This window comes from Roseovarius maritimus, from assembly GCF_043355895.2.
GTDB lineage: Bacteria > Pseudomonadota > Alphaproteobacteria > Rhodobacterales > Rhodobacteraceae > Roseovarius > Roseovarius maritimus.
Genome location: NZ_JBHFPF020000001.1, coordinates 569,112 through 584,401 on the forward strand (window position 1 = coordinate 569,112; position 15,290 = coordinate 584,401).

General features: G+C 63.1%; 15 protein-coding genes. 10 read left to right on the top strand and 5 right to left on the bottom strand.

Annotated features, from left to right (window positions below):
• Positions 1–18: 18 nt before the first annotated feature.
• From ACEWPM_RS02760 to ACEWPM_RS02790, 7 genes are all read left to right on the top strand, one after another.
• Positions 19–744, top strand: a complete 726-nt coding sequence (locus ACEWPM_RS02760; protein ID WP_393960948.1) for a transporter substrate-binding domain-containing protein — start codon at positions 19–21, stop codon at positions 742–744.
• 99 nt (positions 745–843) lie between these two features.
• On the top strand, positions 844–1,728 hold the full coding sequence (locus ACEWPM_RS02765) for an ABC transporter permease (protein WP_393960949.1): 885 nt from the start codon (positions 844–846) through the stop codon (positions 1,726–1,728).
• Positions 1,725–2,534: an ABC transporter permease gene (locus tag ACEWPM_RS02770; RefSeq protein WP_393960950.1), complete on the top strand. Its 810-nt coding sequence runs from the start codon at positions 1,725–1,727 to the stop codon at positions 2,532–2,534. Before ACEWPM_RS02765 ends, ACEWPM_RS02770 begins: the two co-directional genes overlap by 4 nt.
• Positions 2,535–2,564: 30 nt before the next feature.
• A complete protein-coding gene (locus ACEWPM_RS02775) occupies positions 2,565–3,881 on the top strand; it encodes a glutamine synthetase family protein (protein WP_393960951.1) in 1,317 nt (438 codons plus the stop codon).
• A gap of 85 nt (positions 3,882–3,966) precedes the next feature.
• On the top strand, positions 3,967–4,686 hold the full coding sequence (locus ACEWPM_RS02780) for a type 1 glutamine amidotransferase (protein WP_393960952.1): 720 nt from the start codon (positions 3,967–3,969) through the stop codon (positions 4,684–4,686).
• Positions 4,687–6,045, top strand: a complete 1,359-nt coding sequence (locus tag ACEWPM_RS02785; protein WP_393960953.1) for a glutamine synthetase family protein — start codon at positions 4,687–4,689, stop codon at positions 6,043–6,045.
• Positions 6,046–6,048: 3 nt separating this feature from the next.
• On the top strand, positions 6,049–7,359 hold the full coding sequence (locus tag ACEWPM_RS02790) for an NAD(P)/FAD-dependent oxidoreductase (protein WP_393960954.1): 1,311 nt from the start codon (positions 6,049–6,051) through the stop codon (positions 7,357–7,359).
• On the opposite strand, the gene ACEWPM_RS02795 is transcribed toward ACEWPM_RS02790, so the two are convergent.
• Positions 7,356–7,691, bottom strand: a complete 336-nt coding sequence (locus ACEWPM_RS02795) for an antibiotic biosynthesis monooxygenase family protein (protein ID WP_393960955.1) — start codon at positions 7,689–7,691, stop codon at positions 7,356–7,358. The two genes, ACEWPM_RS02790 and ACEWPM_RS02795, sit on opposite strands and share 4 nt — an antisense overlap.
• 100 nt (positions 7,692–7,791) lie before the next feature.
• Between ACEWPM_RS02795 and ACEWPM_RS02800 the strand changes: the two genes are divergently transcribed.
• Positions 7,792–8,436: a hypothetical protein gene (locus tag ACEWPM_RS02800; protein WP_393960956.1), complete on the top strand. Its 645-nt coding sequence runs from the start codon at positions 7,792–7,794 to the stop codon at positions 8,434–8,436.
• 93 nt (positions 8,437–8,529) lie between these two features.
• Positions 8,530–9,750, top strand: coding sequence for a DegT/DnrJ/EryC1/StrS family aminotransferase (locus ACEWPM_RS02805; protein ID WP_393960957.1), 1,221 nt, complete (start codon positions 8,530–8,532; stop codon positions 9,748–9,750).
• Between the two features lie 60 nt (positions 9,751–9,810).
• On the opposite strand, the gene ACEWPM_RS02810 is transcribed toward ACEWPM_RS02805, so the two are convergent.
• From ACEWPM_RS02810 to ACEWPM_RS02825, 4 genes are all read right to left on the bottom strand, one after another.
• Positions 9,811–10,776 carry a LysR family transcriptional regulator gene (locus ACEWPM_RS02810; protein WP_393960958.1) on the bottom strand — a complete coding sequence of 322 codons (966 nt, stop codon included), beginning with the start codon at positions 10,774–10,776 and terminating at the stop codon, positions 9,811–9,813.
• Between the two features lie 6 nt (positions 10,777–10,782).
• Positions 10,783–11,340, bottom strand: a complete 558-nt coding sequence (gene phaR, locus ACEWPM_RS02815) for a polyhydroxyalkanoate synthesis repressor PhaR (protein ID WP_393935060.1) — start codon at positions 11,338–11,340, stop codon at positions 10,783–10,785.
• A gap of 148 nt (positions 11,341–11,488) precedes the next feature.
• Positions 11,489–11,935 (bottom strand): phasin, PhaP, encoded by a 447-nt coding sequence (locus tag ACEWPM_RS02820; protein ID WP_393960959.1) that lies wholly within the window; start codon positions 11,933–11,935, stop codon positions 11,489–11,491.
• Between the two features lie 140 nt (positions 11,936–12,075).
• Positions 12,076–13,824, bottom strand: a complete 1,749-nt coding sequence (locus tag ACEWPM_RS02825; protein ID WP_393961007.1) for a PHA/PHB synthase family protein — start codon at positions 13,822–13,824, stop codon at positions 12,076–12,078.
• A 182-nt stretch (positions 13,825–14,006) separates the two neighbouring features.
• Here ACEWPM_RS02825 and phaZ point away from each other — a divergent pair, with 182 nt between their 5' ends.
• Positions 14,007–15,275 (top strand): polyhydroxyalkanoate depolymerase, encoded by a 1,269-nt coding sequence (phaZ, locus tag ACEWPM_RS02830; protein ID WP_393960960.1) that lies wholly within the window; start codon positions 14,007–14,009, stop codon positions 15,273–15,275.
• The last annotated feature ends 15 nt before the right edge of the window (positions 15,276–15,290 follow it).

The following is a 15,290-nucleotide window of genomic DNA, read 5'->3' on the forward strand; positions in this document are numbered from 1 at the left end:
ACCATAGGGAGATACCATATGAAAACCCTCATCACCGCCGCCATTCTGGCCAGCCTTGCCGCCGGCTCCGCCGCCGCGCAGGACACCGTCCGCCTCGGCACCGAAGGCGCCTACCCTCCGTTCAACTTCGTCAATGACGCCGGCGAGGTTGACGGCTTTGAGCGCGAGCTGGGCGACGAGCTGTGCAAGCGCGCCGATCTGACCTGCACCTGGGTCACCAATGACTGGGACAGCATCATCCCCAACCTCGTCTCGGGCAATTACGACGCAATCATCGCCGGCATGTCCATCACGGACGAGCGCAAGAAGGACATCGACTTTACCTCGAACTACACTCAGCCCGACCCCTCCTCTTATGTTGTCATGCAAGAGGGCGTCGACCTGACCGCCGAGGGCACCGTGGTCGCGGCGCAGGCCAGCACCATTCAGGCCAGCCACATCGCGTCCTCCGGCGCGACCTTGCTGGAATTCCCGACCCCCGAGGAAACCATCGCCGCCGTACGCAACGGCGAGGCGGACGCGGCCTTCTCGGACAAGGCCTATGCCGTGCCGGTCGTCGAAGAGGATGACGGCCTGATGATCGTCGGGGACGACGTGCTTCTGGGCGACGGCATGGCGCTTGGCATCCGCAAGAGCGATACCGAGCTGAACCAGAAATTCTCGGACGCGATCGACTCGATGAAAGAGGACGGCTCGCTGAACGCGCTGATCGAGAAGTGGCTCGACGGCGCCGCGACGTTCTAAGACACCGGATCGAGGGGGGCGCAGGTCCCCCTCTTTCACTGGTCCCCAAATACTCAAAATCCACGGCCGCCGCGCGCGCAAGGTTCGGAAGGGAGGTCCATGTTCAGTTTCTGCACCGACCCCGACACGCTCGGCACCGTTCGCTGGTTCGCGTGCTACCTGACCACCGGCAAGCAGATGGGCTTCTATCTCAGCTTCGGCACGGTCCTTCTGCTCTTGGCCATTACCGCCCCTGCGGCGCTGGCCTTCGGCTTTGGCGGCGCGGTGGCGGCGCGCTCGCGCATCCTGCCGCTGCGCTGGCTGGGCCAGGGCTATATCGCGCTGGTACGCGGCGTGCCCGATATCGTATATTTCCTCTTCTTCGTGATCGCCCTCGATCAGGGGCTTGAATGGGTCCGGCACAAGATCCTCTGCCCCGGCTGGGATGAGCCCATCCGGCAAGGCGCCGATTTCATCGTCTGCGCCGAGGCCAAGCTGCCCCTCGGCAATGCCGCGCAATGGGTGCATGAGGTCTATGGCTTCGGCCTCGCCGTACTGACCTTTGCCATCGTATTCGGCGCCTTCGCCGCCAACGTCATCTTCGGCGCGATGCGCGCCGTTCCGCGCGCACAGCTTGAGACGGCGGCGGCCTATGGCCTGAACCGCCACCAGACTTTTCGCCGCATTCTCGTGCCGCAGATGTGGGTCTATGCCCTGCCCGGCCTTGGCAATCTCTGGATGGTGCTGGTCAAGGCGACGCCGCTTCTGTTCCTACTGGGGGTCGAGGATATCGTCTATTGGGCGCGCGAGCTGGGGGGCACCGCCAATCCGCGCTACACGGCCTATCCGCATGGCGATTGGCGCGTCTGGTATTTCCTCGCGCTCCTTGTCTTCTACCTGATCCTCACGCGCATTTCCGAGATCTGGCTGGAGCGTTTGATGACCCGCCTCACCCATGGCCAGGCCACCTCGGGCGGCGAAGCGCAGCGCAGGGCGGCGGCATGAGCGCCTGCCTCCAGACCATCCAGGATTATGCCTTTCGCAGCCTCGGCTATGGCGAGCGGCTATTGCCGCGCGGAGATTTCACGCTTTGCCAGCAGGTGACGCTGATCGGCTCGGGCATGATCTGGAACATCTATTTCGGCGTCATCGCAGTGCTGATCGGCTTTTGCATCGCAATCGCCGTAGCGCTTGGCAAGGGCGCGCGCTCGGCTTGGCTGCGCAAGCCCAGCGAGTGGTTCATCTTCGTCTTGCGCGGCTCGCCACTCTTCATCCAGTTCTTTTTCGCCTATTTCCTTTTCCTCAGCCTCAAGGGCGTCAGCGCCATCTTCGATCCCTTCACCTCGGCCGCGCTTGGCGCGCTGGTGGTGCTGATCCTGAACACCGCCGCCTATTCGGGCGAGATTTTCTACGGCGCTTTGCGCTCCATCCCCAAGGGCGATGTCGAGGCGGCAGATGCTTATGGGTTCTCGGGCTGGCCCCGCTTTCGCAAGATCATCTGGCCGACCATGCTGCGCCTCGCCTGGCCCGCCTACACGAACGAGGCGATCTTTCTCTTTCACGCCACGACGCTGGTTTTCCTCAGTGGATTTCCCGCATGGCAGCAGCGGGGCGATGCGCTCTACTACGCCAATTATTTTGCCGACAAGACGTTCAATCCTTTCATCCCCTACCCCATTCTCGCGGGTTTTTTCATCCTGCTGACGCTCAGCGTGATCACGGTGATGGGTGCCATCGGGCGGCGGCTGAACCGGCACCTGCCGCAGGAGGCGCGCCGCAGAATGAGGTTGCGCCCAAACCTTATCCGGTGAATCAATCCTTCCAAAGGGAAGGAATACCTCATGAGCATCGACAATTTCGCCACGTTTCGCGTGGCCGCCTGTGATCTGAACGGGCAGATGCGCGGCAAGCGTATGCCGGCCAGCTACTTTGCCAGTCTTGAAAATGACGGCGTGCGGATGCCGCTCTCGGTGCTGAATGTCGACATCAAGGGCGCCGATATCGAGGACAGCCCGCTGCTGTTCGAGACGGGCGACGCCGACGGCATCATGCGCCCTACCTCGCGTGGGCCGGTGCCTCTGCCATGGCTGGACAGCGAGCAGCCCCTGGTTCCGATGCAGATGTATTTCGAGGACGGCACGCCCTTTTACGGCGATGCGCGCCATGCCCTCGCCCGCGTGCTGGACCGCTATGCCGAGCGCGGCTGGACGGTGATGGCCGCGACCGAGCTGGAATTCACCCTTGTCGATGACAGCGGCAAGCGCCTGCGCCATGTGCGCGATCCGCGCAACCGACGGCGCATCGACGCCTCCGAAATCCTGTCGCTCAGCCAGATGGACGCGTTCGATCCGTTCCTGTCGGCCCTCTACGACGCCTGCGCGGCGATGGGGATCGAAGCGCAGACTACCACCTCCGAGGCGGGTGTGGGCCAGTTCGAGATCACGCTGAACCATCAGGATGCGATGCGCGCGGCGGATGACACCTGGCTTTTCAAATCACTCATTCGCGGCCTCGCCTACCGCTTTGACAGCGCGGCGACCTTCATGGCCAAGCCTTTCGCGCTGGATTCGGGCAACGGGATGCATATGCATTTCTCGGTGCTGGATCAGGACGGGAACAACGTCTTTGACGATGGCGGCCCCAAGGGCACCGATACACTCCGCCATGCCATCGGCGGCTGCCTGGCCGCGATGCAGGGCTCGACCCTGATCTTTGCGCCCCATGCCAACAGCTATGCGCGCATGACCCCGGGCGCGCACGCGCCCACCGCCATCTGCTGGGCGTATGAGAACCGCACGGCGGCCATCCGCGTGCCCGGCGGCAGCCCCAAGGCCCGCCGGATAGAGCACCGTGTTGCGGGCGGCGACATCAATCCCTATCTCAGCTTTGCCGCCATTCTTGGGGCGGCGCTGGTCGGCATCGAGGACGAGATGGACCCCGGCCCGCCCTTGACGGGCAGCGCCTATGGTCAGGATCTGCCGCAACTGGCGACCGATTGGACCCATGCGGTGGACCTCTTCGAGGCCGATCCGCTGATGCCGCGCATTTTCGAGCCGCGCCTTATCCGCAACTTCGTGCAGACCAAGCGGCAGGAGATCGCGGTGATGGGCGAGATCGACGAGGCCGACCACTGGAAGACATATCTGGACAAGGTGTAAGCGCCCGCAAAACACCTTGCCCGAAACACCTTGCCCGGCGCAATTTGCTGCGCTACCCTGAATTTGATCAAATTATGAGGCCCCCGTGACTGTCCCCCACCCTTCGCTGACTCCCGAGGAAGGCGCGACCACCATCGGCATCCTTCTTTGCGGCCACTCGCCCGAAGACATCAAGGTTGATCTGGGCGACTACGATTCGATGTTCGAGGATCTGTTCCAAGGCCACGGTCTGCACTTCCGGACCTATGCCGTGGTCGATGGCGAATTTCCTGCCAGTGTGGACGAATGCGACGGCTGGCTGATAACCGGATCGAAACATGGCGCCTACGAGCCGCATGACTGGATCCCCCCGCTGGAACAGTTCATCCGCGAGGTCTATGCCGATGGGCGGCCCATGGTCGGCATTTGCTTTGGTCACCAGATCATAGCGCAGGCGCTGGGGGGCATGGTCGAGAAATATTCCAAGGGCTGGGCCGTGGGCCGGCATGAATACATCATCGACGGGCAGCCCATGGCGCTGAATGCCTGGCACCAGGACCAGGTCACGCGCCTGCCCGAAGGGGCCACGGTGATCGGACAGAACGAGTTTTGCGACAATGCCGCGCTGGTCTATGACAACCGCATCCTGACGGTGCAGCCCCATCCCGAACATACCGCCGAGTTCGTCGGCCGCCTGGCCGAAAGCCGCGGACGCGGTCTGGTCCCGGACGATCTGCTGGACGCCGCCATCGCACAGCTGGACCGACCGACACATCACGAGACCATCGCAGGCCGCCTGGCGGCCTTTCTGAAAAGAGGTGCCTGAATGGCCGACTGGACTGAAAACCTGCCCCAAGCGGCGCGCGAATACCTTGAGGGTAAGCGCCTCGACGAGGTGGAGTGCATCATCTCGGACCTGCCCGGCATCGCGCGCGGCAAGGCCCTGCCAGCTTCGAAATTCGCCAAGCAGAGCCATTTCCACCTGCCGGACTCGATTTTTTACCAGACGATCACCGGTGATTGGGGCGAGGCCGCGGGCGAGACAGGGTTCATCGAACAGGACATGATCCTGAAGCCGGATATGAGCACCGCCAGCGCCGCACCCTGGACGGGCGACTGGACGCTGCAGGTGATCCACGACGCTTACGACCGCGAGATGAACCCGATCCCCTTCTCGCCGCGCAATGTGCTGAAGCGCGTCGTCGCGGCGTATGAAGAGCGCGGATTGACACCAGTGGTCGCGCCGGAAATGGAATTTTATCTGGTCGCGCGAAACACCGATCCGGGACAGACGATCCAGCCGATGATGGGCCGCTCAGGCCGCCCCGCCGCCGCGCGGCAGGCCTACTCGATGACCGCCGTGGACGAATTTGGCCCCGTGATCGACGACATCTACGACTTCGCCGAGGCACAGGGCTTCGAGATCGACGGCATCACGCAGGAAGGTGGCGCAGGCCAGCTTGAGATCAACCTCGCCCATGGTGATCCGGTGCGGCTGGCCGACGAGGTGTTCTACTTCAAGCGGCTCATCCGAGAGGCCGCGATGCGGCACAACTGCTTTGCCACCTTCATGGCCAAGCCGATCGCCGAAGAGCCCGGTTCGGCCATGCATATCCATCATTCGATCCTAGACAAGAAGACCGGCAAGAACGTCTTTACCGACGAGGATGGCAAGGAAACGGATGCCTTCTACCACTTCATCGGCGGGATGCAGCGGCACTTGCCCAGCTCCATCGCGGTGCTGGCGCCCTACGTCAATTCCTACCGCCGCTATGTCAAAGACCACGCGGCGCCCATCAACTTGGACTGGGGGCGCGACAACCGCACCACCGGCATCCGCGTGCCGCTGGCCAGCCCCGAGGCGCGGCGCGTCGAGAACCGCCTCGCGGGCATGGACTGCAATCCGTATCTGGGGATTGCGGCCAGCCTTGCCTGCGGTCTTCTGGGCCTCGAGGAACAGCAGATGCCCGAGCCCGAGTGCAAGACCGACAGCTATCAAAGCGAAAGCGATATCCCCCAGGTTCTCGGCGACGCGCTGGACCTTTTCGAGGATGCGCCCAAGCTGCACGAAATGCTGGGGCCGGAATTTGCCCGCGTCTATGCCATCGTGAAGCGCGCCGAGTACGAAGAATTCCTGCAGGTGATTTCCCCTTGGGAGCGCGAGCATCTGCTGCTGAACGTGTGACCCATGGCGCTGAATCTTCTGCACGCGAATGATGCGCCGGGCGCCTACCCGGCCAGCTGGTATGCCGCCACGTCGGACATGCTGCCCGACTGCCCCCCGCTGCGCGGCGAGGCGCGGGCCGATGTCGTCGTGGTCGGCGCGGGTTACACCGGCCTCTCGGCCGCCCTGCACTTGGCCGAGGCCGGCATGGACGTGGCCCTGATCGAGGCGCAGCGCGTTGGATTCGGCGCATCCGGGCGCAACGGCGGCCAGCTGGGCAGCGGGCAGCGCATGGATCAGGAAGGGCTCGAGCGGCTGATGGGCGATGGCGATGCCACCAAGCTGTGGGAGCTAGCCGAAGAGGCCAAGGCGCTCACCAAGTCCCTGATCGCCAGGCACGACATCGAGTGCTACCTCCAGCCCGGCGTCGCCCACGCCACCATGTCCGCCAAGGAAATGGCGCACGAGCATGCCTATGCCGATCATCTGGCGGCGCGCTATGGCTATGAGCACATCGAGAAGCTGGACCGCGATGCGATGCACGCGCTCTGCCCCTCGCCCGCCTATCACGGCGGCACGCTCGACATGGGCGCGGCGCATCTGCACCCGCTGCGCTATGCGCTGGGTCTGGCCCGTGCGGCCAAGGCGGCCGGCGTGCGGATCTACGAGCAAAGCGAAGTCACGCAAATCAACGAGGGCGCGCGCGTAACGCTTCATACCAAGGACGGCCGGATCAGCGCGGATCACGTCATCCTCGCCTGCAATGGCTACTTGGGCGGACTGAACGGCAAAGTGGCCCGCCGCGTCATGCCGATCAACAATTTCATCGCCGCGACCAAGCCCTTGGGCGACGAGGCCGCGCGCGTTCTAACCCGCGATGTGGCCGTTGCGGATACGAAATTCGTAGTGAACTACTTTCGCCTCAGCCATGACAAGCGCCTGCTTTTCGGCGGCGGCGAGAGCTATGGCTACAAGTTTCCCGCTGATATCGAGGCGCTGGTGCGCAAACCGATGACCGAGATCTTCCCGCATCTGGCAGATGTTCAGATCGACTACGCTTGGGGAGGTACGCTGGCCATCACGATCAAGCGTATGCCCTACCTCGCCCGCCTCAGCCCCAATATGCTGAGCGCCTCGGGCTATTCCGGCCACGGCGTCGGCAGTGCCACCCACGCGGGCAAGCTGATGGCCGATGCCGTCCGGGGCGAGGCACAAGGCTTTGACACGATGGCGCGCGTGCCGGCGACGCCCTTTCCGGGCGGGGCCGCGCTACGCTCGCCCCTCCTGATGCTGGCGATGACGTGGTACTCGCTGCGCGACCGGCTGGGGGTCTAGTCCGCTTGCGGGGGCTCGAATGTTGCGGCCACGTCATACATCACGGGCTCAAAGCTTTTGCACAGGGCGCTGATCTCGCGGTTGCGGCGGCGCATTTCGGGAGTGCGCAGCATCGCCTGAAAATCCTCGCGCCGGGCCCATTGCGAGTAATTGGCGATCCGCGTCTGGGCGTCGTTTACATGCAGCCCTGCCGCGATAAAGCCGGGCTGGTGCGAGATGAACGCATCATAGGCGTCGATCAGCGCGTCCATGAGATCCTGGCAGGTGCCGGGCGTCATCTCGAAGGTGGTGACAACGCTCTGATGCGGGCTGGGATAGGTGATGCTGGGCATGGCGGACTCTCCTTTTGGGGGCAGTCTAGCACCCGAAGTTGGCATCACAAAGCGCACTGCGCTTAACCGTTCCTTTACCAAGTTTAATCAACTTGAGCGGATGCATCGCAGCGCGCTTCTGATCCTCACCCTCCTCCTTGCTCTCGCGCCTGCGCGCGGTATGGCGGGCGCGTGGCTGCGCGATGTCGGGGACGGGTTCCTGTCCTGGACGATCAAGATACAGGACGGCGCGGAGACCACCGGCTATAGCACCATCTACGCCGAATACGGCATCAATCCCGACCTGACCATCGGCCTCGATCTGGGCAGTGACGAGTTTGGCGATCACAAGGCGCTGGCCTTTGTTCTGATGCCACTGGCGCGCGATGGTTTGCATATAGCGTTCGAGCTGGGCGCCGGCACGCTGGAACATGGGCCTGCCCTGCGGCCGGGACTTTCGGTGGGCAAGGGGCTGAGTTGGGGCGAGTTGGGCGGTTGGTGGAACGTCGACACACGGATGCGTATCATTCCGAATGACACTGACATTGCCATCGACGCGACGCTGGGCCTGAATCTCTGGGAGGAGACCAAATTGATCACGCAGCTACAGCAGGGCGGACCGCTGGTCGATCCTGATTTCCTGCGCCTCGTCAGTTCGGTCGTCTGGCAGGTGGCGCCGGGGCACCACATGGAAGTCGGGCTCACCACCGCCCTGATAGACGCTGAGGATTTCGGCGTGAAACTGGGGATGTGGCGCAGTTTCTAGACGAACTGACGCGGGCTTGGCGCAGATAAGGCTTTCGGTCTCGCGGACAAAGATTTATGTTTCCCGAAAATACATTTCGGAAAAGGTGAAATCATGTCCGACAGCGCCCTGCCGCCCAACACCTACGACGCCGAGCCGATCCCTGAGGCCGCTCGCGCGGCCATCGACGCCATGTTGGCGTCGGGCGATCTCTTTCGCTACACCGCGCCGCAGGACTCGCCCGTAGCTTTGCTTGAGACAGAATTCGCCGCGCTCATGGGTTCGCGCTATGCACTTGCAATCAGCAGTTGCTCGGCCGCGCTCTTCCTGTCGCTGAAGGCGTTGGACCTGCCCAAGGGCGCGCGCGTGCTGATCCCCGCCTTCACCTTCGCCGCCGTGCCGTCTTCGGTCATTCATGCCGATTGCGTGCCGGTCCTGTGTGAGGTGGGCGAGAATTATCGCATCGACATGGCCGATTTCGAGGCGCGTCTGGACGGCGATATCAGCGCGGTCATCATCAGCCACATGCGCGGACACACGTCCGACATGGACGCGATCATGGCGCTGTGCGATGCGCGGGCCATCCCCGTGGTCGAGGACGCCGCGCATTCGCTGGGCACCACATGGCACGGGCGCAATATCGGCACGATCGGGCGCATCGGCTGCTTTTCGTTTCAGTCCTACAAGCTGCTGAACGCGGGCGAAGGCGGCATCCTGATCACCGACGACGCCGATCTCGTGGCGCGCGCGATCATAATGTCCGGCGCGTACGAGCACAACTGGTCCAAGCATCTGGCCCATGGCGACAACGCGCTGAAAGCAGCGTTCGGGCGCTGGCAGAACAAACTGCCGCTCTACAACTTGCGCCTGAGCAACCTGAGCGCCGCGATCATCCGGCCCCAGCTGGACGAGATCCCGCGCCGCGTGCGCGATGGCCGCGCGGGGCACGACTACGTCGCCTCCCTGCTGGACCAGAGCCCGTGGCTGAGCGTGCCCGCCCCGCTGGCGCCGGAAGAGCGTGCGCCCGACTCGATCCAGTTCAACCTTGTCGGCATGGGTGACGATGCCGCCCATGCGTTTGCCGAGGCGGCGGCGGCGCGGGGCGTCAAGGTGCAGATCTTTGGCCATAGCCAGGACAATGCGCGCGCCTTCTGGAACTGGCAGTTCATCGAAGGACCCACGCCCGAGTTGCCCCAGACCCGCGCCATGCTGGGCCGCGCCTGCGACACCCGCCTGCCCGCGCGCCTGACGCGCGCGCAGCATGATGCCATCGCCTCGGCCATCCTGGGCGCGGTGGATGACGTGATGGGCAGCGCGCGCGCCTATGGCACCTGAGCCGCGCGCGGCAGCGGTGGATTTGGGTATTTTCACCAAGAAAAAGCCTGGGGCGCGGCCCTAGAGCAGGGTCAGCGCCCCGGCCATGAACGGGTAGCGCGCGAGCGCGGGCGCGACGATCGCCTCCTGCAGGATCGGCTTGAGAATGGACGCGACATCGCTGGGCATCGTGCCCAGCACACCTTGGCGCGCGGTCAGGGCGATGGTGCGGGTCAGCGGTGCGAATGGCAGCGGCATGACGTCCAGCTGATCGGCAAAGCGGCGCGCGCGCATCAGCGCGAGGGGCGGAAGGATGGTCCAGCCGCTGCCCTGCGCCACAAGGGCGAGGATGGCGTGGTAGCTGTCCAGCTCGAACCGGTGGGGGATGGGCGCGGCGCTGCGCGCCAGATGCGCGGTGATGAGGCGGCCCATGTAGTGCCGGGTGGTGTATTGCACCAGAGGCGTGCGCCTGAGCTGTTCGAGCAGGTCCGCGGCGGGGTCCATGCGGCCCTTGGGCGCCGCCACGACGAAACCCTCGCGCATCAGTGGATGCGTCTCGGCCCAATCGGCGCCCTCGCCCAGCCGCGCGGCAACCACGATATCAAGGCGCTGCGCGTCCAACTGGTCATGCAGCATATGGCTCGCCCCGGTCTCCAGCAGGAATTGGCACTGGGTCAGCTCGCCCGCCATGTGGGACAAAAGGCGGGGCGTGACGTCGGCCTCGAAATCCTCGATCATTCCAAGGCGCACGCGGGTCAGACGCGCCAGATCGGCCATCGCCAACTCGGCCTTGGCCTGCGCTGCCTCGGCCAGGATGGTCTGGGCGCGGCGATGCATGATCTCGCCCGCGCGGGTCAGGCGCAGCGGCCGCGCGCTGCGCTCCAAGAGGGGCGCACCGACGGCGGCTTCAAGATTGCTGAGTTGCTGGCTGACGGTCGAGGCGCTGGCGCCGAGGCGGCGCGCAGCGGCTGAAATCGACCGCTCGTCCGCCGCCGCCATGAACACTTCGATCCCCCAGAGCGTGATGCGGCCGGGGCTGCCTGCCATGACGGCCTACTTGCCCATCCGCGAAAGCTGGCGCTGCAATTCGGCCAGCTGCGCCTTGATATCGTCAAGATCGCTGTCCTTGCGCTCGCTCTCCTCGGGCTCGCGCCCCGACATGCCGCCAAGACCGCCCATGCCGCCGGTCATCGCCTTGACGAAGGCCTCCTGCTGGGCGCGCATGGCCTCCATGCCGGGCATCCTCGCCATGGGGTTGGCCTGCGTCATGTTGGTCAGCATCTTGGACTGACCGTCGCGCAGCATCTCGAAGCTGGCGGCGAGAAATTCCGGAACGACGCTGGTTGCTTGGGTGGTATAGCTGCGCACCAGATCGTTCAGCACGTTGATCGGCAGGACATTCTCGCCGCGGCTTTCGTGATCGGCGATGATCTGCAGCAGGTATTGCCGGGTCAGGTCATCGCCGGATTTGAGGTCGATGATCTGCACGTCGCGCCCGTCGCGGATGAACTGGCTGATATCCTCGAGGGTGACGTAGTCGGACGTCTCGGTGTTGTAGAGGCGCCGGCTGGCGTAGCGTTTGATCAAAAGGGGTTTGCCGTTCTCAGCCACTTTGCGAGCCTCCCGAGGTTATGCAGCAGTGCAGCACAGCCTAGGCGCTGCGCGCGCAAAAAGAAAGGGCGAGCCGCATGGCGGCCCGCCCTATCGTCACCACACCCCCTGATCGGGAGGAGGAGGGATGTGTGTAGGTGACGTGTTCTTACTGCTTGACGCCTGCTTTTTTGGCAGCAGCGGACATGTCGTCGGTCGCCTTCTTGACGGCCTTGGACGCGTCTTCCTGCATGTCGCGGCCTGCGTTCATCATCAGCTCGACGGTGTCCATCTGGACTTTCTTGGCGACTTCAGCGAAGGCAGCCATGTTCTCGGCTGCGACTTCGGCGTTGGCGGAAGCGAAATCGCTCATTGCCTTGGCGTAGTCAGCGGGCTCGGCCTTTGCCTTGGTCATTTCCTGCATTTTGGCCAGTGTCGACTGGGTCCATGCGCTGGAAATCTCGGCCGACTTCTCGGCTGCGTTCAGGGCAACGCCGGACAGCTTCTCGCTGAGGGCAGCCTGGTTCTTGAACGCGTCTTCCATCGACTTGGTGTCGACGGGGAATGCGCCCATCATGTCTTTCATCATCGAATTCATGTCTTGTGCTTTGGCCATGGTGTAGCTCCTTGGATTAGGGGCGATACCGTTCGCCCTGTTCTGCGTCTGACATGAATATGGATGCTGCGGCGCGGCATTTCAAGGGTTTTTTCTGCGTCGCAGCATTTTTCAACCAAGACGTTGACGTAGCGTGATTTTCAGCGCGGCGCGCGGCGTCGCACATAGTCGCCGGGGGCATCTCCAAGGGCCGGATGCTTCGAATCGCCAGGCTCTCGCGCGGGGACCAGCTTGCCCGAGCGGGGCTTCAGCCATGCCTCCCAACGGGGCCACCAGCTGCCCTCGTGGAACTCGGCGGCTTCCATCCATTCATCCGCATTACCCGTCCAGTCGCCATTGGTGTAATGGCCGTATTTCTTCTTGGAGGGCGGATTGACGATGCCCGCGATATGCCCCGATTGCGAGACGATGAAGGTGCGGTCCTTGGACGAAGTCTCACCCATCCCGCGAAAGCAGTCCTTCCATGGGGCGATGTGATCCGTCTCGCAGGTGACGGCCATGAGCGGCACGTCGATATCGCTCAGCTTCAGGGTATGGCCGAGCAACTCGAACCCGTCCCGGGCGAACTGGTTCTTCTGGCACAGGCCCCGCAGATACTGGCGTGTCATGCGGCCCGGCAGGTTGGCCCCGTCCCCGTTCCAGTAGAGCAGATCGAAGGCGGGCGGCGCCTCGCCCAGCATGTAGCTGCGGATGGCGGGCGTATAGATCAGATCGTTCGAGCGCAGAAAGCTCATTGTGCGGCCCAGGATGAACGAGCGCAGGATACCCTGCGCGTCGATTTCGGCCTCGATGCCGTTGACGAAATCATCCTGCAGGAAAGGCGTGAATTCCCCCTGATTGTCGAAATCCGTCAGCGTGGTGAAAAACGTGGCCGAGTTGACCGACTTGTCGCCGCGCTGCTTCATCAGGGACAGCGTCAGTGCCAGTGTCGTACCGGCGATGCAATATCCGATCGTGTTGACCTTCTTGGCCCCGGTGATGCTGCGCACCTCGCGAAACGCGGTCAGGTAGCCGTCCTCGATATATTGCTCCAGCCCGATATCGGCGAGGCTGGCATCGGGGTTGATCCAGCTGACGACAAATAGGGTATAGCCCTGCTCGGTGATCCACTTGATCAGACTGTTCTGTTCCTTGAGATCGAGGATGTAAAACTTGTTGATCCAGGGCGGAAAGATGATCAGCGGAATTTCATGCACCTCTTCCGTCGCGGGCGCATACTGGATCAATTCCATGAGGTCATTGCGGTAGACCACCTTGCCGGGTGTGGTCGCGATGTTCTCGCCCAGGGCAAAAGCGTTTTCATCCGCAAGGCGCACCACCATCTCACCGCCATTGGCCTCGAGATCGGCCACGAGGTTTTCCAGACCTTTCACCAGGCTCTCGCCCTCCGTGGCGACGGCGCGTTCCAGCGCGTCGGGATTGGTGCCAAGAAAATTGGTGGGGGCCATCATGTCGATGATCTGCTTCGAGAAGTACTCGAGACGCTTTTTCTCGACCGGGTCCAGATCGCTCGCCTCGGCCACGGCATCGGCAACGGCCTTGGCATTCAGCTCGTATTGCTCACGGATGTAGCGGAAATAGGGATGCGTGCTCCAGAGCGGGTTGGCAAAGCGCTTGTCGCGGGGGGCGTCCTCGGCCGGGGCGGTTGCGCCGGTCATCATCAGGCGCTGCGCGTCCATGAATTGGCGGACAGATTCGCTCCAGTAAGCAACCTGATTCTCATAGAGCTTGGCAGGATTCTCCATCGCCTCGGTCCAGTAGGAGGCGGCGGCTTTGGCAAACATTTCCTGACTTGGCGCATGCAGCGTCGCATTCGGCGGATTTCGCTGCGCAAGTGCAGCTATCAAACGCTGTGACAGGTCCTCGACCCTCGCCAGATTGGCTGCCATCCGCTCCCGGGTCTCGCCCTGGTCCTTGGCATTTTCACCGTCATTTTCCGCCTTGCTGCGCTGATCCGTTGCCATATCGCTTTTTACACCTTAAGTTTCTGCCTTGCAGCATTGCCGCGCGGCGCCCTCGGGATGCGCGCTGCACCACTTAGATTGATGGGCCCAGCCCTGAAGGAGACCGAATGCGCTACATGGCCACCTATGACATGATGGAATCCTTTCGCAACGCCAATCAGTGGCTCGGGGCAACGGCCCTCTCCCTCGCATCCTATCCCATCTTCAGCATGACGCCAAACCCTGCCTTCGAATGGCTTTCGGCCTGGGGCGAGGTCACCGAGCGCACATTTGACCGCATGGTGACCAAGCCTGATTGGGGCATCCGCACCTTTACCTGCGAGGACGGCAAGGATCATCTGGTCAGCATCGACACCGTGGTTGAAAAGCCGTTCGGCAATCTGATCCATTTCTCGGTCCCGGGCCGGCGCAAGATGGCGCGCAAGATCCTGCTGGTCGCGCCCATGTCGGGCCATTACGCGACGCTGCTGCGCTCGACCGTCAAGAGCCTTCTGGTCGATTGCGAGGTCTATATCACTGATTGGCACAATGCCCGCGACATTCCGGTCAGCGCCGGCAAGTTCGACGTAGAGGATTACACCCTCTACCTCGCCGATTTCATTCGCGAGATGGGGCCGGACACTCATGTCGTCGCCGTCTGTCAGCCCGTGCCGCTGGCGCTGGCCGCCACCGCCTATCTCGCCGAGGAGGACCCCAAGGCGCAGCCCCGTTCGCTGGTCCTGATCGGCGGCCCGGTCGATCCGGACGCCTCCCCTACCGAAGTCACCGATTTTGGCCGCCGCGTGACAATGGGCCAGCTTGAGCAGACAATGCTGCAGCGCGTGGGGTTCAAATATTCCGGCGTCGGGCGCATGGTCTATCCCGGCCTTTTGCAGCTGGCGTCGTTCATCTCGATGAACAGCGAAAAGCACGCCACCGCCTTCAGGGATCAGATCACCGCAGTTGCCCGCGGTGAGGCGGGCGATTACGACCGGCATAACCGGTTCTACGACGAATATCTGGCCGTCATGGACATGCCGGCCGAATTCTACCTCTCGACGGTCGAGCGCATCTTCAAGGCGCGTGAAATCGCGCAAAACGAGTTCATGATCGAGGACCAACACGTCGATATCGGCAAGATCGACAGTGTGGCGGTGATGACGGTTGAAGGCGGCTATGACGACATCTCGGCTCCCGGCCAGTGCATCGCCGCGCTGGATCTGCTGACCGGCTTGCCGGACAGCAAGAAAAACAGCCATGTTGAGCCGGAGGCCGGCCATTACGGTATCTTTGCGGGCAGCAGCTGGCGGAACAACATTCGCCCCCTGGTGCTGGAATTCATCGATTCGAATGATGGCAAGTCAAAGAGCGCCGCGAATAAAAACGCTGCGGCGTGAGGCGCTTGGGCTGCA